Annotated in this window: 20 protein-coding genes, 1 tRNA gene and 1 riboswitch; of the genes, 15 read left to right on the forward strand and 6 right to left on the reverse strand. The window is 70.0% G+C overall.

From position 1 onward, the window contains the following. Positions 1-37: 37 nt before the first annotated feature. The 10 genes from ABZ208_RS20240 (at position 38) to ABZ208_RS20285 (ending at position 9538) form a co-directional block, all read left to right on the forward strand. Positions 38-484 (forward strand): GtrA family protein, encoded by a 447-nt coding sequence (locus ABZ208_RS20240; protein ID WP_356910838.1) that lies wholly within the window; start codon positions 38-40, stop codon positions 482-484. A 156-nt stretch (positions 485-640) separates the two neighbouring features. Continuing rightward, a complete protein-coding gene (locus tag ABZ208_RS20245) occupies positions 641-1291 on the forward strand; it encodes a SurA N-terminal domain-containing protein (protein WP_356910839.1) in 651 nt (216 codons plus the stop codon). A gap of 19 nt (positions 1292-1310) precedes the next feature. Further along, the gene (locus ABZ208_RS20250; protein ID WP_356910840.1) at positions 1311-2285 is read left to right on the forward strand and encodes a nucleoside triphosphate pyrophosphohydrolase; all 975 of its coding nucleotides are present in this window, start codon (positions 1311-1313) and stop codon (positions 2283-2285) included. A gap of 40 nt (positions 2286-2325) precedes the next feature. Continuing rightward, positions 2326-3588: a cytochrome P450 gene (locus ABZ208_RS20255; protein WP_356910841.1), complete on the forward strand. Its 1263-nt coding sequence runs from the start codon at positions 2326-2328 to the stop codon at positions 3586-3588. Between the two features lie 138 nt (positions 3589-3726). Continuing rightward, positions 3727-4629: a transglycosylase family protein gene (locus tag ABZ208_RS20260; RefSeq protein WP_356910842.1), complete on the forward strand. Its 903-nt coding sequence runs from the start codon at positions 3727-3729 to the stop codon at positions 4627-4629. Between the two features lie 264 nt (positions 4630-4893). Beyond that, a riboswitch (cyclic di-AMP (ydaO/yuaA leader) is annotated at positions 4894-5098 on the forward strand. Between the two features lie 3 nt (positions 5099-5101). Continuing rightward, the gene (locus ABZ208_RS20265) at positions 5102-5734 is read left to right on the forward strand and encodes a transglycosylase family protein (protein ID WP_356910843.1); all 633 of its coding nucleotides are present in this window, start codon (positions 5102-5104) and stop codon (positions 5732-5734) included. 337 nt (positions 5735-6071) lie between these two features. Then, positions 6072-7352, forward strand: a complete 1281-nt coding sequence (gene eno / locus ABZ208_RS20270) for a phosphopyruvate hydratase (protein WP_356910844.1) — start codon at positions 6072-6074, stop codon at positions 7350-7352. 137 nt (positions 7353-7489) lie between these two features. Beyond that, the gene (locus ABZ208_RS20275; RefSeq protein ID WP_356910845.1) at positions 7490-7969 is read left to right on the forward strand and encodes a septum formation initiator family protein; all 480 of its coding nucleotides are present in this window, start codon (positions 7490-7492) and stop codon (positions 7967-7969) included. 32 nt (positions 7970-8001) lie between these two features. Next, positions 8002-8529, forward strand: a complete 528-nt coding sequence (locus tag ABZ208_RS20280) for a DUF501 domain-containing protein (RefSeq protein WP_328399787.1) — start codon at positions 8002-8004, stop codon at positions 8527-8529. A 55-nt stretch (positions 8530-8584) separates the two neighbouring features. Continuing rightward, positions 8585-9538, forward strand: a complete 954-nt coding sequence (locus ABZ208_RS20285; RefSeq protein WP_356910846.1) for a Ppx/GppA phosphatase family protein — start codon at positions 8585-8587, stop codon at positions 9536-9538. Between the two features lie 21 nt (positions 9539-9559). Here the strand turns inward: ABZ208_RS20285 and ABZ208_RS20290 are convergent, their stop codons facing one another. Next, a complete protein-coding gene (locus ABZ208_RS20290) occupies positions 9560-10354 on the reverse strand; it encodes a VOC family protein (RefSeq protein ID WP_356910847.1) in 795 nt (264 codons plus the stop codon). 489 nt (positions 10355-10843) lie between these two features. On the opposite strand from ABZ208_RS20290, the gene ABZ208_RS20295 reads away from it, so the two are divergent. Together ABZ208_RS20295 and ABZ208_RS20300 are read left to right on the forward strand one after the other, a co-directional pair. Continuing rightward, complete coding sequence (locus ABZ208_RS20295; protein WP_356910848.1) at positions 10844-12232, forward strand: NAD(P)/FAD-dependent oxidoreductase; 1389 nt, start codon at positions 10844-10846, stop codon at positions 12230-12232. 243 nt (positions 12233-12475) lie between these two features. Continuing rightward, positions 12476-13768, forward strand: coding sequence for a cyclopropane-fatty-acyl-phospholipid synthase family protein (locus ABZ208_RS20300; RefSeq protein ID WP_356910849.1), 1293 nt, complete (start codon positions 12476-12478; stop codon positions 13766-13768). Between the two features lie 246 nt (positions 13769-14014). Here ABZ208_RS20300 and ABZ208_RS20305 read toward each other — a convergent pair whose 3' ends face one another. Beyond that, positions 14015-16555 carry an ABC transporter permease gene (locus tag ABZ208_RS20305; RefSeq protein WP_356910850.1) on the reverse strand — a complete coding sequence of 847 codons (2541 nt, stop codon included), beginning with the start codon at positions 16553-16555 and terminating at the stop codon, positions 14015-14017. A 214-nt stretch (positions 16556-16769) separates the two neighbouring features. After that, a complete protein-coding gene (locus ABZ208_RS20310) occupies positions 16770-17537 on the reverse strand; it encodes an ABC transporter ATP-binding protein (RefSeq protein ID WP_356910851.1) in 768 nt (255 codons plus the stop codon). 370 nt (positions 17538-17907) lie between these two features. Between ABZ208_RS20310 and ABZ208_RS20315 the strand changes: the two genes are divergently transcribed. After that, positions 17908-17990, forward strand: a tRNA-Leu gene (locus ABZ208_RS20315). 261 nt (positions 17991-18251) lie between these two features. After that, positions 18252-19124: a Bax inhibitor-1/YccA family protein gene (locus ABZ208_RS20320; RefSeq protein WP_356910852.1), complete on the forward strand. Its 873-nt coding sequence runs from the start codon at positions 18252-18254 to the stop codon at positions 19122-19124. Between the two features lie 91 nt (positions 19125-19215). On the opposite strand, the gene ABZ208_RS20325 is transcribed toward ABZ208_RS20320, so the two are convergent. Then, on the reverse strand, positions 19216-19446 hold the full coding sequence (locus ABZ208_RS20325; protein WP_328399803.1) for a DUF4287 domain-containing protein: 231 nt from the start codon (positions 19444-19446) through the stop codon (positions 19216-19218). 99 nt (positions 19447-19545) lie between these two features. Between ABZ208_RS20325 and ABZ208_RS20330 the strand changes: the two genes are divergently transcribed. Continuing rightward, complete coding sequence (locus ABZ208_RS20330; RefSeq protein WP_356910853.1) at positions 19546-19872, forward strand: hypothetical protein; 327 nt, start codon at positions 19546-19548, stop codon at positions 19870-19872. Positions 19873-20068: 196 nt separating this feature from the next. Here ABZ208_RS20330 and ABZ208_RS20335 read toward each other — a convergent pair whose 3' ends face one another. After that, on the reverse strand, positions 20069-20914 hold the full coding sequence (locus tag ABZ208_RS20335) for a hypothetical protein (protein ID WP_356910890.1): 846 nt from the start codon (positions 20912-20914) through the stop codon (positions 20069-20071). Positions 20915-21181: 267 nt separating this feature from the next. Then, entirely contained in the window at positions 21182-22402 is a 1221-nt protein-coding gene (locus ABZ208_RS20340; RefSeq protein WP_356910854.1) for an acetyl-CoA C-acetyltransferase, read from the reverse strand. Between the last annotated feature and the right edge of the window lie 14 nt (positions 22403-22416).

Raw genomic sequence — 22416 nt, forward strand, 5'->3', positions numbered from 1 at the left:
CGTAGCGGCACCGGCGTACGGGGGAGTTGGCAAGGCAATGACGGTCCAGGTCCAGATGGTCAGATTCGCCCTGGTGGGGGTGGTGAACACCGGGACGTACTACGGCATGTATCTCGTCCTCCTGACCTGGCTGCCGTATGTCGCGGCGCATGTCATTGCGTTCCTGCTGAGCATGATCGGGTCCTTCTTCCTCACCTCGTACTTCACCTACCGGACCCGCCCCACCTGGCGGAAGTTCCTGCTCTTCCCGCTCACCAACGTGGCGAACTTCGTGCTCACCACGAGCGGTGTCTACCTGCTGGTCGACGTTCTCCACCTCGGCAGCCGGTACGCCCCGCTGATAGCGGCGGCCGCGGCGATCCCGATCACGTTCGTGGTCTCCCGGACGATCATGCTCCGCCCGGACCGCGCCACGCCCGGCGCCGTGTCCGGGGAGGAGGCAACACCCGAGCGGGCGGTCGCGCGGCAGTCCGGCAACGTCTGACATCCGCCGGGCGACATCCGCAGCGCATCCCGGGCTCCAGGCGAATCGTTGCTCCAATCAGTAGCCGCGAAGTAGTGGCCCACGCCACTCGGACTGCCTAACATCGATCACCGCAGGACTTTGTGCACTGCCGCACAAACTCACCGGGAGGCCCCGTTGCACCGCCGTCGTCGCACCGCGCTCACCGTCTCCGCCGCACTCCTCGCCGCCTCGCCGCTCCTGTCCGCCTGTGGCAACGAGGCCCATCCGGGGGCCGCCGCCGTCGTCGGGGGCCAGCGCATCGAGGTGTCCACCGTCCAGGCGGAGGTCAAGGACGTGCGCACTGCGCAGCAGGCCTCTCCTCAGGCCGCACAGCTGATCAAGGACAGCGGTCAGCTCGGGCGGGTGAAGCTCTACGACCTCATCGTCGACCGGGTCGTGCAGCGCGCCGCGGACGACGCCGGCGTCACGGCCAGCCGCAAGGAGATCCAGGACGCCCGGTCCGTGCTGGTGCAGCAGTCCGGCGGCCAGGAGCAGCTCGCCGCCATGTATCTGCAGCAGCGCGGCATCGCCCCGGACCAGCTCGACGACGTCGTGCGCCGGGATGTCCTCGTGGGCAAGATCGCCGCCCGTCTGGGGGCGTCGAACAGCCCCGAAGGCCAGCAGAAGATGAACGAGACGTTCACCGCGGCCGCCAGGGCGCTGGACATCGACGTCAACCCCCGCTACGGCGCCTGGGACGACGAGAAGCTCGAGCTCGGCAGCTACAAGGCCCCCTGGATCACCCAGGTCACCAAGGCCGAGGAGCCCGTCGAGACCGGTGCGTGAGCCGGGGTAGGTTCGACGGGTGACCGAAGAAGCACCTGTCGCCCCCGGCCGTATCGTCCTGCTCACCGCCAGCCATCGCGTCGCACCCGGACTGCTGTCCTGGCCGGCGTGGCAGGCGCTGCACGCAGCCGACCAGGTGCTGTGCGCCGACGACGAGCATCCGCAGCTGCCGTATCTGCGCGAGGCCGGTATCACCGTCGAAGGGGCCGCGCCCACCGCGCAGGAGCTCGTCGACGCCTGCGCCGGGGGCCGTACGGTCGTCTATGTCACCGTCGGCGAGGGCGACCGGGCCCTGACCGACGGTCTGGCCCGCCTCGCCGGATCGGGCCGGGTGCGGATGCCGGACCTCGAGCTGCTCCCCGGCTCGTACGACCTGCCCGGCGCACGGCTGCTCGATCTCGTCCAGGTCATGGACCGGATCCGCAAGGAGTGCCCCTGGTCCTCGCAGCAGACCCACAAGGGCCTCGCCAAGTACGGGATCGAGGAGGCGTACGAACTTGTCGAGGCCATCGAGGAGGGCGATCGCGACGAGCTGCGCGAGGAGCTCGGGGACGTACTCCTCCAGGTCGTCTTCCATTCGCGCATCGCCGAGGAGGACGCCGGCGAGCCGTTCTCGATCGACGACGTCGCCGGCACCATCGTCACCAAGCTGATCCACCGGCACCCGCATGTCTTCGGGGACGAGACCGCCGAGACGGCCGAGGACGTCAAGGCGCACTGGCTGCGCACCAAGGCGATCGAGAAGCAGCGCGAGTCGGTCACGGACGGCGTCCCGCTCGGTCAGCCGGGCCTCGCCCTGGCGGCGAAACTCGCCTCCCGGGTGCGTACGGCAGGTCTCGACGTACCCCTGCCCGCCGGCCCCGGCATCGGCTACGAGCTCCTGGCCCTCGCCGCGCAGGCGGAAGCGGACGGCACCGACCCGGAGGCGGCACTGCGGGCGGCGGCCCGAGCGTACCGGGACGCGATCCGGGCGGCGGAGGGCCAGGCCGGATAGGGGGCACGCGCGGCCCGCGGGTGCCGGATAACGTCGTGGCGTGAACGACGCATCCACCGCCCCCGAACTCTTCACCTGGGAGTTCGCCACTGACCCCTACCCCGCCTACGCCTGGTTGCGCGAGCACGCCCCCGTGCACCGCACCGCGCTGCCCAGCGGGGTCGAGGCCTGGCTGGTGACGCGGTACGCGGATGCGCGGCAGGCGCTCGCGGACCAGCGGCTGTCCAAGAACCCGGCGCATCACGACGAGCCGGCGCACGCCAAGGGGAAGACGGGCATCCCCGGTGAGCGCAAGGCCGAGCTGATGACGCACCTGCTGAACATCGACCCGCCGGACCACACCCGGCTGCGCCGCCTCGTCTCCAAGGCGTTCACTCCGCGCCGGGTCGCCGAGTTCGCGCCGCGCGTGCAGGAGCTCACGGACCGGCTCATCGACGACATCTTCGAAAAACAGCACAGCGCGGAGAAGGGGGAGGCCGACCTCATCCATGAGTTCGCCTTCCCGCTCCCCATCTACGCCATCTGCGACATGCTCGGCGTACCGCGCGAGGACCAGGACGACTTCCGCGACTGGGCCGGAATGATGATCCGGCACGGCGGCGGCCCGCGCGGCGGAGTGGCCCGCTCGGTGAAGAAGATGCGGGGATATCTCGCGGAGTTGATCCACCGCAAACGGGAGGAACCGGGCGACGACCTGATCTCGGGGCTCATCAAGGCGTCCGACCACGGCGAGCACCTCACCGAGAACGAGGCCGCGGCGATGGCCTTCATCCTTCTCTTCGCCGGCTTCGAGACCACCGTCAACCTCATCGGCAACGGTATGTACGCGCTGCTGCGCAACCCCGTTCAGCGCGAGCGGCTGGAGCGCTCCCTCGCGGCCGGCGAGAGCGAGCTGCTGGCGACCGGCGTCGAGGAACTGCTGCGCTACGACGGGCCGGTGGAACTCGCGACCTGGCGTTTCGCCACCGAGCCGCTCACCATCGGCGGGCAGTCCATCGCGGCGGGCGACCCCGTCCTCGTCGTGCTCGCGGCAGCCGACCGCGACCCGGAGCGCTTCAGCGCCCCGGACACGCTCGACCTGTCCCGGAGTGACAACCAGCACCTCGGGTACGGGCACGGCATCCACTACTGCCTCGGTGCGCCGCTGGCCAGGCTGGAGGGACAGACCGCGCTCGCGACGCTGCTCCGAAGAATGCCGGATGTACGACTTGCGGGCGATCCGGACGATTTGCGGTGGCGTGGGGGACTCATCATGCGCGGATTGCGCACTCTGCCCGTTGAGTTCACACCTTCCGGAAACTGACGCACGATCAATATCGTGACTTTCACGTGATCTCCGCTGCATCGACTTGTGACTCACGTGCGATCCGGCTACGTTCACCGTCGACTCGGCCGTACCAGCAGGCACGCAGTCATCTGTAGTCACGCGAAAGGCAACCGCATGCGCTCCGGGAACGGACGGCACCGCCGACCCCGTCAGGCTCCGGCACTCCTCGTCGCGGCGGGGGTGACCGGCTCCGCCATCGCCATTCCGCTGCTCGGCGCCGGATCCGCCTCCGCGGCGGAAGGGGCCACATGGGACCGCGTCGCCGAGTGCGAGAGCGGTGGCATGTGGAGTGCCGACCTCGACAACGGGTACTACGGCGGGCTGCAGTTCTCGCAGGAGACCTGGGAGGACTACGGCGGCACGGCGTACGCGCCCAGCGCCGACCTCGCCAGCCGCTCCCAGCAGATAGCCGTCGCCGAGAAGGTGCTCGACGCGCAGGGGCCCGAGGCGTGGCCCATGTGCGGTGCGATCGCCGGGCTGCAGGGCGATGACGCCGCGGCCGGTGTCGATCCGGGTGTGGAGCTGGGCGAGGTGGTGTCTCCGGAGCCGAGCGCTCCGGCCGGGTCGAAGGATCCCGGCACGAGTGACGCGCCGAAGAGCACACCGGACAAGTCAGATTCAAAGGACGAATCAGACGTATCGGACCCGGCGGGGCAGTCCGACCCGACCGAGGGCGCTTCCGGGGATCCGGCTCCCGAGGGTTCCGACGCGGCGAACGGCACCGGTAAGCACCGGGGTGAACCCGCTCCCGACGAGGCGGAATCAGGCAATACGGACAAGGGCCGTGAAACTGGTCGTCACGCCTCACGCGGTGACAGTTCGGAGCGGGCGGCCGCAGAAGCGGACGCCGAGCCCGGCGCCTACACCGTCCGGCCCGGCGACAGCCTGTGGGCCATCGCCGACGAGCGCGAGGTGTCCGGCGGCTGGAAGGCGATCTATCAGGCCAACGAGGAGACCGTAGGCGCCGACCCCGATCTCATCCTCCCCGGCCAGAGCCTTGATCTCGATCTGAAGTAGCGGCAGTTCGCGGCGTTATGTCCGTTCTGTTCGAGTGAGACAAGGGTCTCTTTGCGGCAACTCGCGTACCACGCTTGCGCGATCCGGCCATCTCGGGCCTGACCTGCGAAAAAGGGACTTTCCTTCCGTCCGGTTCGGGCGATTTCTCCCCGATGTTCACGCTTTGAACATCGGGGAGGGCTGTGTCTACGGTCTGACCGCTCGCCATCGCGGGCCCCGTCGACCGTCACGCCGAATCCTGCCGCCGGTCGGGGGGAACAGTCGTCGCTCACAGCGCCGTAGGCAGGAGCGGGGGACCCAAGGTAAGTGCCGGGCCCGGACGTTGAGACCGACGGACGGAACCGGCTTGGGGTGAAGCCGCGCACCAGGTGCGCGGCCGGGCACTCGTCCCATGGTTCCTGAGGGAACCGGGGACACCCCACCGGCCCGAACCCGACAGCTCACCTCGCAGGCGTCGGTGAGGAGATGTCCCATGCTGCGCGCCACCACGCTCAAGCGCCGTCGCCCGTCCAAGGCCACCCGTTTCGCCACGCTCGTCGGCGTCACCGGTGCCGCCGTCGCCGTCCCCGTCCTCGGTGCCACCTCCGTGTCCGCCGCGACCGCGTCCGAGTGGGACACCGTCGCCCAGTGCGAGTCCGGCGGCAACTGGTCCGTCAACACCGGCAACGGTTTCTACGGCGGACTGCAGTTCTCCGCCTCCACCTGGGCCGCATACGGCGGCTCCGCCTATGCCGCGACCGCCGACCAGGCGTCGAAGTCGCAGCAGATCGAGATAGCCGAGAAGGTCCTCGCCGGCCAGGGCAAGGGCGCGTGGCCGCACTGCGGCGTGAACCTGTCCAGTGCCCCGTACGCCGGCGGCGCCGAGGCCGCGAAGCCCGCCCCGAAGCGGGCCGAGGCCCCGGTCACCCGTTCCGAGCGCCCGGCGGCCCCGGCGAAGAAGGCCGCCAAGAAGGCCGAGTACAAGGTCAAGGCCGGCGACACCCTGAGCTCGATCGCCAAGACCGAGAAGGTCAAGGGCGGCTGGAAGAAGCTGTACGACCTGAACAAGGACGTCATCAAGGACGTCAATGTGATCAACCCGGGTCAGCTGCTCCGCCTGGGCTGACCCCCTCCGGGGACGCGCGGCGTCCCCAGGGGCTTCCGCACACCGGTGGACCCGGCGGACCACCGGCTGCCGCGGCAGGCCCCGTCCCCCACTCGCCCCGGTCCGGCGCACCCTTCCCCCCTTGGTGCCGGACCGGGGTTCAGTCGTTTCGGCCCGCTCGCGGAAGCGGTTACCGACGGGTAGATCCGGCACCATTTGTCCGGCAGCGGCGGTCTTGATGCCCTTTTTCGTCCCAGGGGGCGGGCATCGGGCAGCCGATGCCCGCGAGGCGGTTAGGCTCTTGCCGCAAGGCCAAGAGACCTGCACTACCAGCGTCACATCCCAGAAGGAGATGCTCGTGCCGTCCATCGACGTCGTCGTAGCCCGGGAAATCCTGGACTCCCGAGGCAACCCCACGGTCGAGGTCGAGGTTGGCCTCGACGACGGCAGCACGGGTCGTGCTGCCGTTCCGTCCGGCGCCTCCACCGGTGCATTCGAGGCCCTCGAGCTCCGCGACGGTGACCAGAACCGTTACCAGGGCAAGGGCGTCGAGAAGGCCGTCCTCGCCGTCATCGAGCAGATCGGCCCGGAGCTCGTCGGTTACGACGCCACCGAGCAGCGCCTGATCGACCAGGCGATGTTCGACCTGGACGCCACCCCGGACAAGTCCTCGCTCGGTGCCAACGCCATTCTCGGCGTCTCCCTCGCCGTGGCACACGCCGCGTCCGAGGCCTCCGACCTGCCGTTGTTCCGCTACCTCGGCGGCCCGAACGCGCACCTGCTGCCCGTTCCGATGATGAACATCCTGAACGGCGGCTCGCACGCCGACTCCAACGTGGACATCCAGGAGTTCATGATCGCGCCGATCGGCGCGGAGTCCTTCTCCGAGGCCCTGCGCTGGGGCACCGAGGTGTACCACACCCTCAAGAAGGTCCTGAAGCAGAAGGGCCTGTCCACCGGCCTCGGCGACGAGGGCGGCTTCGCGCCGAACCTCGACTCCAACCGCGCCGCCCTGGACCTGATCCTCGAGGCCATCAAGGAAGCCGGCTACGCGCCCGGCAAGGACATCGCGCTCGCGCTCGACGTCGCCGCCTCCGAGTTCTACAAGGACGGCGCCTACGAGTTCGAGGGCAAGGCCCGCTCGGCCGCCGAGATGACCGAGTACTACGAGGAGCTCGTCGCCTCGTACCCGCTGGTCTCCATCGAGGACCCGCTGTTCGAGGACGACTGGGCCGGCTGGAAGGTCCTCACCGACAAGCTGGGCACCAAGGTGCAGATCGTCGGCGACGACCTCTTCGTCACCAACCCGGAGCGCCTGGCCCGTGGCATCGAGGACGGCGCGGCCAACGCCCTGCTCGTCAAGGTCAACCAGATCGGTTCGCTGACCGAGACGCTGGACGCCGTGGAGCTCGCCCAGCGCAACGGCTTCAAGTGCATGATGTCCCACCGCTCCGGTGAGACCGAGGACGTCACCATCGCCGACCTGGCCGTCGCCACCAACTGCGGACAGATCAAGACCGGCGCCCCGGCCCGCTCCGAGCGCGTCGCCAAGTACAACCAGCTGCTGCGTATCGAGGAGATCCTCGACGACGCGGCGGTGTACGCGGGCCGCAGCGCGTTCCCGCGCTACAAGGACTGATCACCGGCCCGATCGCCGGCCGGGTCACCGCGTGATCCCTGGCCGATCACCGGCTGACGCCCTGTCGTCCGTACGTCCCCGGCCACGGTCCCGTACCGTGTCCGGGGACGTACGCGTGTGAAGGGGAGGCGAGGGGAATGGCACGCAGGCCGGACGCGGACCGGTTCTCCACCGCGACGAGACTGCGGCTGCTCGGCGAGCAGACCGCCGCCCGCGTCTACCGGTCCCAGAGCCGCCGCCAGGCCCGCCGCTCCCGGCTCACCGGACGCGCCGCCTTTCTGGCCCTGGTCGTCTGCTCCCTGGTCGTCGCGCTCGCCTACCCGATGCGTCAGTACGTGTCCCAGCGCGCGGAGATCGCCGAACAGCAGCGCCGGATGGCCGAGGCCCGCCAGCGGGTCGAGGAACTCCGCGACGAGAAGGCGCGTCTCCAGGACGACATGTACATCGAGCGGCTGGCCCGCGAGCATCTGCACTATGTGCGCCCGGGCGAGACCGGCTTCATCACCGTGATCGACCCCAGGGCCGCCGAGGAGCGCCGGGACGACGAGAGCACGGCCGACCGTCCCTGGTACTCGAACGTCTGGAACGGCGTGGACAACGCCGACCGCAACAAGTAGCGCAACAGCGAACCCGAAGCAGCAAGGCAGGCATGGAAACCCCTCCTCCCACCACCGACCACACCGAGCCCACCGCCGCGGACATCGCAGCGTTCAAGGAGCAGCTCGGCCGGCCGCCGCGCGGTCTGCGCGCGATCGCGCACCGCTGCCCCTGCGGTCAGCCGGACGTCGTCGAGACCGCCCCCCGGCTTCCCGACGGGACCCCGTTCCCGACGCTGTACTACCTGACGTGCCCGCGGGCCGCGTCCGCGATCGGCACGCTCGAGGCGAACGGCGTCATGAAGGAGATGTCGGAGCGTCTGGCGAGTGACCCGGAGCTCGCGGCGGCCTACCGCGCCGCGCACGAGGACTACATCGCGCGCCGCGACGCCATCGAGGTGCTCAAGGACTTCCCCAGCGCGGGCGGTATGCCCGACCGCGTGAAGTGCCTGCACGTCCTGGTCGGCCACTCCCTCGCGGCCGGCCCCGGCGTCAACCCGCTGGGCGACGAGGCGATCGCGATGCTGCCGGAGTGGTGGGCCAAGGGCCCGTGCGTGTCGCCCTGCCCGGACGAGGCCTGACATCGACCGAGGGCAGCGCCCCCGGCCCCCAGCTGACACCAAGGAGTCCGTCCCCATGACCCGCGTGGCCGCCATCGACTGCGGCACGAACTCCATCCGCCTGCTCGTCGCCGACGTCACTGCACCGACCGGCGCATCCGGCGCGGGCACGCTCACCGAACTCGACCGGCGCATGACCATCGTCCGGCTCGGGCAGGGCGTCGACCGCACCGGGCGGCTCGCTCCCGAGGCGCTGGAGCGGACCTTCGCGGCCTGCCGCGAGTACGCCGCAGTGATCAAGGAACTCGGCGCCGAGAAGATCCGGTTCGTGGCCACGTCCGCCTCGCGCGACGCCGAGAACCGGGACGAGTTCGTCCGCGGTGTCCTCGACATCCTCGGCGTGGAGCCGGAGGTGATCACCGGCGACCAGGAGGCCGAGTTCTCCTTCACCGGCGCCACCAGGTCGCTCGCCGGCCGCACCGACCTGCCCACGCCGTATCTCGTCGTCGACATCGGCGGCGGTTCGACCGAGTTCGTGGTCGGCGAGGAGCACGCCCGCGCCGCCCGGTCCGTCGACATCGGCTGCGTACGCATGACCGAGCGGCACGCTCCCGGCGACCCGGCGACCCCGGAGCAGATCGCCGCGATCCGCGCCGACATCGAGGCCGCGCTCGACACCGTCGAGAAGAGCGTCCCGATCACCGAGGTCCGCACGCTGGTCGGCCTGGCCGGCTCGGTGACGACGGTGGGCGGGATCGCGCTGGGTCTCGCGGAGTACGACTCGGCCGCGATCCACCACTCGCGCATCTCCTACGAGAAGGTCGAGGAGATCACCACGATGCTGCTCGGCTCCACGCACGACGAGCGGGCGGCGATCGGTGTGATGCACCCCGGCCGGGTAGACGTCATCGTGGCCGGGGCGCTCGTCCTGCTCACGATCATGCAGCGCATCGGCGCCCGCGAGGTTGTCGTCAGCGAGCACGACATCCTCGACGGCATCGCCTACAAGGCCGCCGAAGGCCGGCTCTGACCGGATCGGGCACGGGCGCTCTCAGGCGGGCGGGGCCGGGGTGAGGACGACGAACTCCGCCCCCGCCGGGTCGTTGCACACCGCGAGCCGGCCGACGCCCTCCGCGTCCTCCGGTCCCATCGAGACCTGGCCGCCGTTCTCCCGGACGAGGGCCACCGTCGCGTCGCAGTCCGCCGAGCCGAAGACCGGGTGCCAGTAGGGCTGGTTCTCCCCGGCGGTGAACATCTCCGGCACCGCCATGAGTCCGCCGAACATCCGCTCCTGCGGAAGGCTCTTGGGCGTCAGCATCGTGTAGGCGCCCCCGCCGCCGGGGAGTTCCATGTCCTGGCCGGTCCAGCCGAAGACGGTGTTGTAGAAGTTCTGCGCGGCGGCCGCGTCGGTGGTGTACAGCTCGATCCAGACGAGGCTGCCGGGCGCGTCGGTGAGCTGGAGGCCCGGGTAGCTGCCGGCCTGCCAGACGGCGAACTGCGCCCCCTGCGGATCGGTGAGCTGGGCGAACCGCCCCTCGTCCGAGGCTTCGGAGGGAGCGGTGCGCACGGAGCCGCCCGCGTGCGTCACGGCCTTGACGGTGGCGTCGATGTCGGCGGTGTTGAAGTAGGTCATCCAGGCCGGACGGGCGCCCTCCTCGGTGAGCCGTCCGATCGCGCCCACCACCTTGCCGTCGAGCCGGAAGGCCTTGTAGTCGCCCGTCTCCTCGTCGAGCGGCTGGGCCTGCCAGCCGAACACGGCCCCGTAGAACGCGGCCGCCGCGTCGACGTCCGGGGCGCCCAGGTCGATCCAGCAGGGCGAGCCGGGGACGAAATCAGTGCTGAGCATGGTGGTTCTCTTTCGCCGGGTCTCTGCGTGTGCAGCCCGATCAGCCTGGCACTGTGCCTCTGCGGGCGCGCGCCGCAACACGTCGGAGAGGTCCGAAGTTTCCGGTGGATCCGCCCGGGCGTGACGCCGACCGCAGGGGGTCGCGAGAAAGTTCGTGAACTTCTTCACAAGGAAAAAGCGCCTGATGGGCTTCGTGGAGGCCGTTCGGGGGCCCGGAAGGCCCTTCCTGCGCGTCGGTTGAGCTGCCGGCCGCACATTTGAAGGTGTTCGGGGGCTGTCACCCGCACAGGGAAAGGGGGCTTGGTTTCACCGGCCACCGGCCCTTGGGGGCCAGCTCAAGAGGGGTGGAGAACGTTCCCCGATACATGGTGGTTCCGTGCTCGCGCCATGACCTCGGTCACGTGGGCGGCGGAGTGTAGCAGAGTGGTGCGGTTAGCTTGTGAAGGGGCTCACGAGCGCCCCCCTGGAGGGGGGTGGATACTCGATGGCATGAGCACCACGGAGCGTCCCAGGATCCTCGTTGTAGGCGGTGGGTACGTAGGCCTGTACGCAGCACGTCGCATCCTGAAGAAGATGCGCTACGGCGAGGCGACCGTCACGGTCGTCGACCCGCGCTCGTACATGACGTACCAGCCCTTCCTCCCCGAAGCTGCCGCAGGCAGCATCTCGCCTCGGCATGTCGTCGTCCCGCTGCGACGCGTGCTGCCCAAGGCTGAGGTTCTCACCGGCCGGGTCACGACCATCGACCAGGACCGCAAGGTCGCCACGATCTCCCCGCTGGTCGGCGAGGCGTACGAGCTGCCCTTCGACTACCTGGTGATCGCGCTCGGAGCCGTCTCCCGCACCTTCCCGATACCCGGCCTCGCCGAGCAGGGCATCGGCATGAAGGGCATCGAGGAGGCCATCGGCCTGCGCAACCACGTTCTCGAGCAGCTGGACAAGGCCGACTCCACGACGAACGAGGAGGTCCGCCGCAAGGCGCTGACCTTCGTCTTCGTCGGCGGCGGGTTCGCCGGCGCCGAGACCATCGGTGAGGTCGAGGACCTGGCCCGCGACGCGGCCAGGTACTACAGCAACGTCAAGCGCGAGGACATGCGGTTCATCCTCGTCGACGCCGCCGACAAGATCCTTCCCGAGGTGGGCCCGAAGCTGGGCAAGTACGGCAAGGAGCACCTGGAAGCCCGTGGGGTCGAGATCTACCTCTCCACCTCCATGGACTCCTGCATCGACGGTCACGTGGTGCTGAAGAACGGCCTCGAGGTCGACTCCAACACCATCGTGTGGACCGCCGGCGTGAAGCCGAATCCGGCACTGGCCCGCTACGGCCTGCCGCTCGGCCCCCGAGGCCATGTGGACTGCAACGAGAAGCTGCAGGTCCAGGGCACCGACTACATCTGGGCCGCGGGCGACAACGCCCAGGTTCCGGACATGGCGGCCCGCAAGGCCGGTGTCGAGAACGCCTGGTGCCCGCCGAACGCCCAGCACGCGCTGCGCCAGGCCAAGGTCCTCGGCGACAACGTCATCTCGGGTATGCGCGGCTTCCCGCAGACCGACTACGAGCACGCGAACAAGGGTGCGGTCGCCGGTCTCGGGCTGCACAAGGGCGTCGCGATGATCGTCATGGGCAAGGTGAAGATCAAGCTCAAGGGCCGTCTCGCCTGGTACATGCACCGTGGCTACCACGGCATGGCGATGCCGACCTGGAACCGCAAGATCCGCGTCTTCGCCGACTGGACCCTGGCGATGTTCCTCAAGCGAGAGGTCGTCTCCCTCGGTGCGATGGAGTCGCCGCGCGAGGAGTTCTACGAGGCGGCCAAGCCGGCTCCGGCAGCCGCCCCCGCGGCCAAGCCGGAGGCCGAGAAGGCCAAGGCTTCCTAGCCGCAGCCGCTGTACAGCCCCGAAGGGGCCGCCCGCCATCCGTGGTGCGGGCGGCCCCTTCGGCGTTCGGTGCGCACGGCCCCCGGGCTTCCGCAGCCCTCGCCCTCGCGGTGCATTGGCCGGTCATGTAGATGCGCGACACACTTATATTGCCGGTGCGTTGCGTAGTGCCGGGAAGTACACACAGTGGTCGCATTGTTGGTGGAGGTGTACCGAGGGGAACCACCGTCACGGAGGTGTGCCATGGCCGACGCCGCGCTGCGGCTGACCACTCTTGCCGAGGAGCTGCTGGGAGTCCCGTTCCCGGTCCGCATCCGTGCCTGGGACGGCAGCGAGTCCGGGCCGCCGGGCTCTCCCGTACTCGTCGTACGGCACAGGCGCGCGCTGCGCAGACTCCTGTGGCGGCCGGGCGAGCTGGGGCTCGCGCGGGCCTGGGTGGCCGGCGACATCGATGTGGACGGCGATCTGTACGCCCTGCTCGATCTGCTCGCCGGGCTGGTCTGGGACCGCGACCCCGACGCCCCGGCCACCGGGCATGCGCTGCGCGACCCGCGGCTGTGGTCCGCGGCACGCGGGCTGCTGAGACTCGGTGGGGCGCTGCCGCCGCCCGCCCCGCCCGCCGAGGAGGTGCGCCGGCGCACCGGTCCGCTGCACACCAGGTGGCGCGACAGGGCAGCCATCAGCCACCACTACGACGTCGGCAACGACTTCTACGCACTGGTGCTGGGACCGTCCATGGTCTACTCGTGCGCCTACTGGGACGAGGCGGGCACCCTCGAGGACGCCCAGCGCGACAAGCTCGACCTGATCTGCCGCAAGCTCGCCCTCACGGAGGGCGACCGACTCCTCGACGTCGGCTGCGGCTGGGGCTCGATGGTGATCCACGCCGCGCGTGAGTACGGCGTGCAGGTCACCGGCGTCACCCTCTCCCGTGAGCAGGCCACGTACGCGCGCAAGCGCATCGCGGAGGAGGGCCTCACCGACCGCATCGAGATCCGGGTCCAGGACTACCGGGACGTCAAGGACGGTCCGTACGACGCGATTTCCTCCATCGGTATGGCCGAACACGTCGGTGAAGTGCGCTTCCGCGAGTACGCCGACCAGTTGCTGTCCCTGCTGAAGTCCGGCGGCCGGCTGCTCAACCACCAGATCGCGCGCCGCCCGGAGCAGGACGAATCGGCGTACGAGATCGACGAGTTCATCGACCGCTATGTCTTCCCGGACGGGGAACTCGCACCGCTCGGCCGTACCGTCACCACCCTGGAGGCGGCAGGCTTCGAGGTCCGCGACGTCGAGGCGATCCGCGAGCACTACGCCCGCACCCTGCGCGCATGGGTCGCGAACCTCGAGTCCGACTGGTCCCGCGCCGTACGGCTCACCTCACCGGGCCGGGCACGGGTGTGGCGGCTGTACATGGCGGCGTGCGCGATCGCCTTCGAACGCAACAGGATCGGTGTCAACCAGATCCTGGCGGTGAAGACGCCCCAGGGCGGCGCCTCGGGGATGCCGCTGCGCGCCCGCGACTGGCACGGTTGAACGCTGCCCGTCCCGGGGGCGTGACGCTGCAGTCGGGGCGCTGCCCCGAACCCCGCGCCTCAATCTCCCCCCGGACTCCGTCCGGGGGGAGCCCACGAGGCTGGACCTGCCCGGTCGGGCAGGTCCAGATCGTCCGGCGACTGTCTGCGGGCGTGGGGGTCCGGGGGCTTGCCCTCAGTCACGGGACGGGAGGGGGCGGGGCGGGGACTGCTCCGCGCAGCGGCCCCGCCCCGCCCGGGCCCCGGGCTACTCCGTCTTGATCGCTGTCAGCATGTTCAGCTTCGCCGCACTGCGCGCCGGCCACAGCGCCGCCATGACGCCGACCACGCCCGCCAGCAGCAGGAAGATGCCGATCCGGTCCCACGGCATGACCAGCACGTAGCCCGGGATGTCCTTGCGCAGCGTCTCGCCGATCGCCCAGGCGAGGAACGAGCCGAGTCCGATGCCGATCACCGCGCCGAAGACCGAGATCACCACGGCCTCCAGGCGGATCATCCGCTTGACCCTGCCGCGGTCCAGGCCGATCGCCCGCAGCATGCCGATCTCCTGCTGGCGCTCGAACACCGACATGGCCAGCGTGTTGATGACACCGAGCACCGCGATCAGCAGGGCCATCGCCAGGAGCCCGTACATGAGGTTCAGCGCGGTGTTGATGAAGCCGCCGAACATGTTCCGGATGTCCTGCTGGTCCATGATGCTCATCGCCGGGTTGTCGCCCAGAGCGTCCACCAGCGCCTGTTCGGCCGCCTCGCCGGCGCCGCCGTCCATCTTCACCCAGATCTCGGGGATGTACGGCTTGGGCTCGTAGGGCGCGACGAGGTCGGTGGAGACCAGCACGGGCGAGAGGAACTCGTTGCCCTGGTAGACGGCGCCGACCGTCACCTTCTCCGTCTTCGCCTTGTCCTCGCTGCCGAACTTCGCCGACAGGGTGTCACCGGTCTTCCACCCGTTCGACTTCGCGGTGTCCTCGTCGACCGCGATCCGGCCCTTGCCGAGCGTCGCGAGCGAGCCGGAGACCGTCTTGAGGTCGAAGACCTTCTCCACGTCGCCGGGGGTGACCGCCGACGCCGAGTGCCACGTGTCCTTGACCTGCAGCGAGGTGGCCTGCTGCGGGGAGACCGCGGCGACACCCTTGGCGCCCTGGATCGCGGTGAGCGCCGACTTGTCGAGCCCGCCCCCGCCGGCCATCGAGACCATGTAGTCGGCCCGGATGTTGTCCGTGGTCATCCTGTCCACGGCCTGGCCCATCGTGGCGCCGAGCACCGAGATCCCGGTGACCAGGGTGAGGCCGATCGCCAGCGCGGACGCGGTGGCGCCGGTACGGCGCGGGTTGCGGACCGCGTTCTGCCCGGCCAGCTTGCCGGACACCCCGAACACCCGGTGCAGCAGCGGCCGTACCAGCGCGATCATCGGCCGGGACAGCAGCGGGATCAGCACGATGATGCCGATCAGGGCCAGGAACGCGCCGCCGCCGATGAGCATCCGGCCGGTTTCCTTGCCGACGGCCGCACCGCCGAGGATGCCGGCCGCGCCGACGAGGGTGATCACCGAGCCGATGGTGTTGCGCACCACGAGGGACTTCGTGGTCGCCACCGCGTGCACACTGCCCATGGCCGCCACCGGGGCGATCTTCGCGGCCCGGCGGGCGGGCAGCCAGGCGGCCAGCACGGTGATCAGCACACCGACGCCGAACGCGGCGGCCACCGCAGTGGGCGAGACGATCAGCGGACCCGCGGGCACCTTCGCACCGAACGCGCTCATCGCGGACCGCAGCCCGGTCGCCAGACCGAGACCGAGGAAGAAGCCGACCACCGAGGCGATCGCTCCGACGACCATCGCCTCGAGGATCACCGAACGCTTGACCTGGCGGCGCGAGGCGCCGACGGCGCGCAGCAGCGCCAGTTCCTTGGTGCGCTGGGCGACCAGCATGGTGAAGGTGTTGGCGATCAGGAAGACGCCGACGAACAGCGCGATGGCAGCGAACACGAGCAGCAGCGTGTTGAGGTTGGACAGGCCCTCCTCGATGCTGCGGGCCTGTTCCTCGGCGAGCTCCTTGCCGGTCTTCGCCTCGGAGTCCTCGGGCAGCAGCGGCTCGACCGCGGTCAGGATCTTCTGGTCGGACGCCCCGGGCTCCGCCGCGATGGTGACGTCCTTGAAGTAGCCCGGCTGGAGGTACAGCTGCTGGGCGACGGCGGTGTCGAACAGCACCAGGCTGCCGCCCGCGTTGACCGCGCCGTCCTCGGTGGTGAAGACACCGGAGAGGGTGTACTCCTTCGCCGGGCCGTTGGTGGCCACCCGTACGGTGTCGCCCACGCCGTACTCGCCCTTGGCGGCCGAGTCCTTGTCGAGCGCTATCTGGCCGGCCTGCGTCGGCCCGTTGCCCGTGGTGAAGGTGTACGCCGCGTCCTTGCCGTCCTTGGCGGGGGAGAAGTTGGCGCCGGTGTTGGACCAGCCGTTGCCGATGAGCTTGCCGTCCTGATCGGCGACCCCGGCGAAGCCGGAGACCCGCCCGGTGGCCTCGGCGACTCCGTCCAGAGCCCGGATCCTGTTCAGGGTCTTGGTGGTGATGCCGGCATCCTTCTGGCCGCTGCTCGGGTCGGCGAACGTGGTGACGGCGACCGCGACGTCGTCGTAACTCTTGGCGGACTGCTTGCGGTAGGCGTTGCCGAGGGTGTCGGTGAAGACCAGGGTGCCGGAGACGAACGCCACGCCGAGCATCACGGCGAGCACGGTCATCAGCAGCCTGGCTTTGTGCGCGAGCACATTGCGCAGGGCGGTACGGAACATATGGGTGTCCTGGGAGTGGGTGCGGCGCATGCCGCGGCGAGCCCCGGCGGGCTCGGCCGCTGCGGCCGGACGGTGGGTGAAGAGGTCTGGGGGAGGGGGCGGGGGCGGCGGTCTCCGGACAGGGAGCGCCGCGCAGGCGGTGGTCAGGGCAGTACGGCCCGACTCCCGGCGCCCGCCCGGCCCGGGGCGTCCCGAAGGCCGGAGGCCCGGGGCCTCAGCTCGTACGGCCCTTGGCGTCGAAGTCCTTCATCCGGTCGAGGACGCCGTCGGCGCTGGGGCGCAGCATCTCGTCGACGATCCGCCCGTCCGCCAGGAAGATCACCCGATCGGCGTAGGACGCGGCCACGGGGTCGTGCGTCACCATCACCACGGTCTGGCCGAGTTCGCGCACGGAGTTGCGCAGGAAGCCCAGCACCTCGGCGCCGGAGCGGGAGTCCAGGTTTCCGGTCGGCTCGTCACCGAAGATGATCTCGGGGCGGGACGCGAGTGCACGGGCCACGGCCACCCGCTGCTGCTGGCCGCCGGAGAGCTGGGTCGGACGGTGGCTCAGGCGGTCCCGCAGGCCCACCATGTCGATGACCTGCCGCAGCCACTCCTGGTCGGGCTTGCGGCCCGCTATGTCCATGGGGAGCGTGATGTTCTCCTGCGCGGTCAGCGTCGGCAGCAGGTTGAAGGCCTGGAAGATGAAGCCGATCTTGTCCCGGCGCAGCTGGGTGAGCTGCTTGTCCTTGAGGCTGCCGAGTTCGGTCTCGCCGATGCGTACGGAGCCCGAGCTGAAGCTGTCGAGGCCGGCGACGCAGTGCATCAGAGTCGACTTGCCGGAGCCCGAAGGGCCCATGATCGCGGTGAACTCGGCCTGGTGGAAGTCGACGCTGACGCCGTCGAGCGCGACCACCTGGGTCTCGCCCTGTCCGTACACCTTGGACAGATCCGTGGCGCGGGCTGCCACTGCGGTGGCGCGGTGAGCGGTGATGGTGGTCACGAGGAGGGCTCCTGTCGCGGTCTGTTTCGGTACCACCCCATCGTGTCGGCCCCACGGCCTCGGATCGTCAGTCCCGGTGCCCGTTCCGGGGGCCCTCTCCAGTCGGACCGCCGACTGTGCCCGTACTCCTTTGGTATGACGGCGTCCCCGACACGGGATCGGGGTGCGGTGGGTTGGCAGGGAGGCGCTTTTCCGTCATTCCCGCAGGGGTGCAGGGGTGGACCGGGGGCGTGTGAGCGGAGTGTGGATGGGCGCCCACCTGGTCTGACGCACCCTCAACCACCAATAGAATCAGACAACATCGGGCCATCGCCCGGATGGCGGAGCGATCTACCCGGATAGGCTCGGGTGCCAGCGCGGAGCCGCTTACGCCCGGATGGTGGAACGCAGACACGGCGAGCTTAAACCTCGCTGCCCCTCGGGGGCGTGCCGGTTCAAGTCCGGCTCCGGGCACCTTTGTGCGAGACCTGCAGCCCCACGCCCGCCCTGGCGCGGGGAGGTCGCTCCGGCGACCGCATACCGCCCCGCCGGACGTGGTCCGGTCCGAGCGGTTTCCGTGCCTCCCCCGGCTGCCCGGTCACCGGGCAGCCGGACCGGCGGCCGTCCCCGCCGGTCACGATCCCGGAAAGATCCTCCCTGCGCACTAGGGTGTTCGCTTTGCTTCCGCATTACTCTTGGCTCCAAGGCCGCGCACGGTGGCCATGGAGGAGTGAGATGAGGAGCAGCAACCCGGTCTTCTCGCGACGGGGGTTCAGCCGCGACAACGGCTACGCGGGCTTCAACGCGCAGCAGCCGCAGGCCGGGGGCCCCGCCGTAGGAACAAACCCCTACGCACAGGGCGCGGGCAACCCGTACGCCACCAACCCTTACGCCCCGGCGGGCACGCAGCACGGCGCCCCGGCGCCCGCGCGCACCGACGTGATGACGATGGACGACGTCGTCTCGCGGACCGCCATGACCCTGGGCACCGTGGTCCTCGGCGCCGTCCTGGCCTGGACCCTGCTTCCGGTGTCCCCCACCAGCTACGGCCTGGCCATCGGCGCTGCCCTGGTGGCCTTCGTGCTGGCGATCGTCCAGTCCTTCAAGCGCACCCCGGTTCCTGCGCTGATCTTCGGCTACGCGGCCTTCGAGGGCATCTTCCTCGGCGTGATCAGCGAAATGTTCAACGCCCGGTGGGACGGCGCGCCGTTCCAGGCCGTGCTCGGCACCATGGCGGTCACCGGCGCCACGCTGTTCATGTACAAGCAGCGCTGGATCCGGGTCACGGCCCGGTACGCCCGCATCGGAATGACCATCGCGCTCGCCTTCATCGTCGTGATGGCCGTGAACCTCCTGCTGGTGGTCTTCGGCGTCGCCGAGGACGGCGGTCTGCGCAGCATGGGCCCGCTCGGAGCCATCGTCGGCATCCTGGCGATCCTGATCGGCTGCTTCTTCCTGACGCTCAACTTCAAGGAGATCGAGGACGGCATCGCCTACGGCGCGCCGCGCCAGGAGGCCTGGCTCGCGGCCTTCGGTCTGACCGTGACGCTGGTGTGGATCTACCTGGAGATGCTGCGCCTGGTCGCGATCTTCAGCGGTGACGACTAGTCGCCGTGGCGCGCACTGCGCGCCGAGGAACGCCGAAGGGCCCGCAGGCACAGCCTGCGGGCCCTTCCGCCTTGTCTCCGGTAAGGGGGCGCTAGAGCAGCTTTCTCGCGGCGCGCCTCAGGTCGTACTCATGGATGATCGCTTTCGCGTGGCCGTAGGCGAGGTTGTGCTCGCTTCGCAGCCAGCTGACCTTCTCCTCGAAACGGAAGAGCGCTGGGCCTTCTTCGACGGTCCGCAGCCAGTCGGAGATTTCACGACCGGTGCATTGGGGGATTCGGGAGAGCAGATTTCGATGGGTCTCTTCGGAGAAGACTTGGGACATCGGCGCCTCCGGACGCATTGCGCGTGTGCTCCTTCACGCCACCGTGCCTGAGCGTTCGCGTATTGGCAACAGTGTGGTCGGGGCGCGTAGGGTCGCGGCGTGCTTGACACGACCGATCTGACCGCTGCCGTGGACCGTTTCGCCGATCGCCTGAGGGCTGCTCCGCAGAGCCGGCTGCAGCGTGGTGCGGCGGCCGAGGGACTGGCTCTGGCCAGGGATCTGTCCGTAAGGGCCCAGCGGATGGAGGAGCCCGGGAGCGAGCCGCGGATCATGCCGGACGCCGGTCTCTTCTCGGTCGCGGACCAGTTGAGCGTCGCCGGACGCGATTTGGCCGAAGCGTTGCGGGCGGCCCCGTCGGGTGCCGTGGCGCAACTGAACGAGGCCGTGAAGCTGGTCCGGGCGGCTGAGGAGCGGGCGGCCCTGTGACGGGCCACCGGGGGCCGACGGCCAGAAGGTGCCCGAGCGGCCCTGAGGAGCCCTGAGGAGGCCTGAGGCGCTTTCGCACGGCCCTGGAGCGCCCAGGGGGCACATGGGGTGCGAGGGGGCGCACAGGGGGCGTACATACGGCTTTGCGGTGGTGCCGGTCCGGCGGGGGCGCACCGGTCGCCCGCTGCGGTGGGCGTCAGTGGGACGCGATCACGCGGTCCGCGAGGATGTAGACGCTCTCGTCGCCGCAGGCGAAGGTCAGGGAGTACGCGCCGGAGACGCCCGAGCCGCCCAGCAGCACCGGGGTGCGGCCCGCGCGCAGCGCGTCGGCCAGACGTTCGGCGGTCTCACGGTGACCGGGGGTCATGCAGAGCGTGGTGCCGTCGGCGAAGACGTACACGTCCAGGGTGCCGAGCGGGCCGGGCCGGACGTCGGCGAGCTCGGTGCCGGTCTCGGCGAGCTCCTCCAGGCGCGCGACCGTGCGCTCGTGGTCGGTGACCACCGGCGTCTGGACGGGCACGAAGTCGGGGTGCGAGGGGTGCCGGCGGCGGGCGGCGGCCAGCTCGGGGGAGTCCTCGGCGAACTCGGTCACCTCGGGCAGGTCGGCCATGTCGTCCAGCGCCTCCACGGCGTCCAGGTCCATGGACTCCAGGCCCACGAGGTCCGCCTGGCGCGGGACGAAGAACGGCGGGATCTCGTCGGCGGCACCGGCCAGACCGCCGAGCAGCGACGCGGAGCTGTCGCCACCGAAGCGTGCGGAGGTGTCCGCGGCGTCGCGGGCCTCCTGCGCGGCCCAGAAGGCACGCGCCTCGGCCAGCTCGCGCTCGCGCTCCTCGGCGAGCGCGTCCGCGACGGCAGCGCGTATCTCGGCGGCGTCGCTGGTGCGGGCATGGGGGACGGTGGCGATGTGGCCGGGCCCGTGCGACGCGGCGAGCTCGGTACGCAGGGCCGAGACCTGCTTGCGGAGCCCGCGCGCGGCGTGCAGGGCAGCGGCGCCCACGGCCGTGGCGGCAGCCGTGGTCACCAGCAGGGCAAGAGACATGGCGCTCACTGACTTACTCCCGAATTCAATCGATCCCCCGGACTTCCTACCTCAGCTTGCGGTGCGCCCGCGCCTTCTGTCAGTGCATTACGTCACGAAATGGACAGGAGTTTATGCCTGGGGTTTAACCGGGAAACGGTCCTGACCTGCAAAAAGGGCTCTCCCCCAGGACGTAGGTCACATCCTGGGGGAGATTCAGTCACGAACTGAGATCCAGCTGAACGGCAACCCGCCGGTAGGCGTCCGTCCGGTCTCGCCCGGCCGCGCTCAGCTGAGGCGCTCGATGACCATGGCCATGCCCTGGCCGCCACCGACGCACATCGTCTCGAGGCCGAACTGCTTGTCGTGGAACTGAAGGCTGTTGATCAGCGTGCCGGTGATCCGGGCGCCGGTCATGCCGAAGGGGTGGCCGACCGCGATGGCGCCGCCGTTGACGTTCACCTTGTCGATGTCGAAGCCGAGGTCGCGGTAGGAGGGGATGACCTGCGCGGCGAAGGCCTCGTTGATCTCGACCAGGTCGATGTCGCCGGTGGTCAGTCCGGCGCGCTTCAGCGCCTGCTTGGAGGCCTCGACCGGGCCGAGGCCCATGATCTCGGGAGACAGACCGGAGACACCGGTGGAGACGATCCGGGCCAGCGGGGTCAGGCCGAGCTCGCGGGCCTTGGTGTCGGACATGATCACCAGGGCGGCGGCGCCGTCGTTGAGCGGGCAGCAGTTGGCGGCGGTGACCAGGCCGTCGGGGCGGAAGACGGGCTTGAGGCCCTCGACGCCTTCGAGGGTGACGCCGGCGCGCGGGCCGTCGTCCTTGCTCACCACGGTTCCGTCCGGGGTGGTGACCGGGGTGATCTCGCGCTCCCAGAAGCCGTTCTTGATGGCTTCCTCGGCGAGGTTCTGCGAGCGGACGCCGAACTCGTCCATGTCCTGGCGGGTGACGCCCTTGAGGCGCGCCAGGTTCTCTGCGGTCTGGCCCATCGCGATGTAGGCGTCCGGGACCACGCCGTCCTCGCGCGGGTCGTGCCAGGTGGAGCCCTCGGACTCGGCAACGGCGGTCGTACGGGCCTCGGCCTCGGCGAAGAACGGGTTGTGCGTGTCGGGCAGGCTGTCGGAGTTGCCCTTCACGAAGCGGGACACCGTCTCGACACCCGCCGAGATGAAGACGTCGCCCTCGCCCGCCTTGATGGCGTGCAGCGCCATGCGGGAGGTCTGCAGCGACGACGAGCAGTAGCGGGTGACGGTGCAGCCGGGGAGGTGGTCCATCCCCATCTGCACGGCGACGATGCGGCCGAGGTTGTTGCCCTGCTCGCCGCCGGGGAGGCCGCAGCCGAGCATCAGGTCTTCGATGTCCCGGGGGTCGAGCTCGGGGACCTTGGCCAGGGCGGCCTGGATGATCGTGGCGGTGAGGTCGTCCGGGCGCAGGTCCTTCAGGGATCCCTTGAAGGCCCGGCCGATGGGCGAGCGGGCGGCAGAGACGATCACAGCTTCGGGCATCACGGCTCCAGGAG

This window comes from Streptomyces sp. NPDC006208, from assembly GCF_040613775.1.
Taxonomy (GTDB): Bacteria; Actinomycetota; Actinomycetes; order Streptomycetales; family Streptomycetaceae; genus Streptomyces.

Bases quoted from the DNA above. Each gene is read 5' to 3' on its own strand.
- ABZ208_RS20240 (WP_356910838.1), top strand. From the start codon at position 38: ATGACGGTCCAGGTCCAGATGGTCAGATTCGCCCTGGTGGGGGTGGTG.
- ABZ208_RS20260 (WP_356910842.1), top strand. From the start codon at position 3,727: ATGCGCTCCGGGAACGGACGGCACCGCCGACCCCGTCAGGCTCCGGCA.
- ABZ208_RS20265 (WP_356910843.1), top strand. From the start codon at position 5,102: ATGCTGCGCGCCACCACGCTCAAGCGCCGTCGCCCGTCCAAGGCCACC.
- ABZ208_RS20275 (WP_356910845.1), top strand. From the start codon at position 7,490: ATGGCACGCAGGCCGGACGCGGACCGGTTCTCCACCGCGACGAGACTG.
- ABZ208_RS20280 (WP_328399787.1), top strand. From the start codon at position 8,002: ATGGAAACCCCTCCTCCCACCACCGACCACACCGAGCCCACCGCCGCG.
- ABZ208_RS20285 (WP_356910846.1), top strand. From the start codon at position 8,585: ATGACCCGCGTGGCCGCCATCGACTGCGGCACGAACTCCATCCGCCTG.
- ABZ208_RS20290 (WP_356910847.1), bottom strand. From the start codon at position 10,354: ATGCTCAGCACTGATTTCGTCCCCGGCTCGCCCTGCTGGATCGACCTG.
- ABZ208_RS20295 (WP_356910848.1), top strand. From the start codon at position 10,844: ATGAGCACCACGGAGCGTCCCAGGATCCTCGTTGTAGGCGGTGGGTAC.
- ABZ208_RS20300 (WP_356910849.1), top strand. From the start codon at position 12,476: ATGGCCGACGCCGCGCTGCGGCTGACCACTCTTGCCGAGGAGCTGCTG.
- ABZ208_RS20305 (WP_356910850.1), bottom strand. From the start codon at position 16,555: ATGTTCCGTACCGCCCTGCGCAATGTGCTCGCGCACAAAGCCAGGCTG.
- ABZ208_RS20320 (WP_356910852.1), top strand. From the start codon at position 18,252: ATGAGGAGCAGCAACCCGGTCTTCTCGCGACGGGGGTTCAGCCGCGAC.
- ABZ208_RS20325 (WP_328399803.1), bottom strand. From the start codon at position 19,446: ATGTCCCAAGTCTTCTCCGAAGAGACCCATCGAAATCTGCTCTCCCGA.
- ABZ208_RS20335 (WP_356910890.1), bottom strand. From the start codon at position 20,914: ATGTCTCTTGCCCTGCTGGTGACCACGGCTGCCGCCACGGCCGTGGGC.
- ABZ208_RS20340 (WP_356910854.1), bottom strand. From the start codon at position 22,402: ATGCCCGAAGCTGTGATCGTCTCTGCCGCCCGCTCGCCCATCGGCCGG.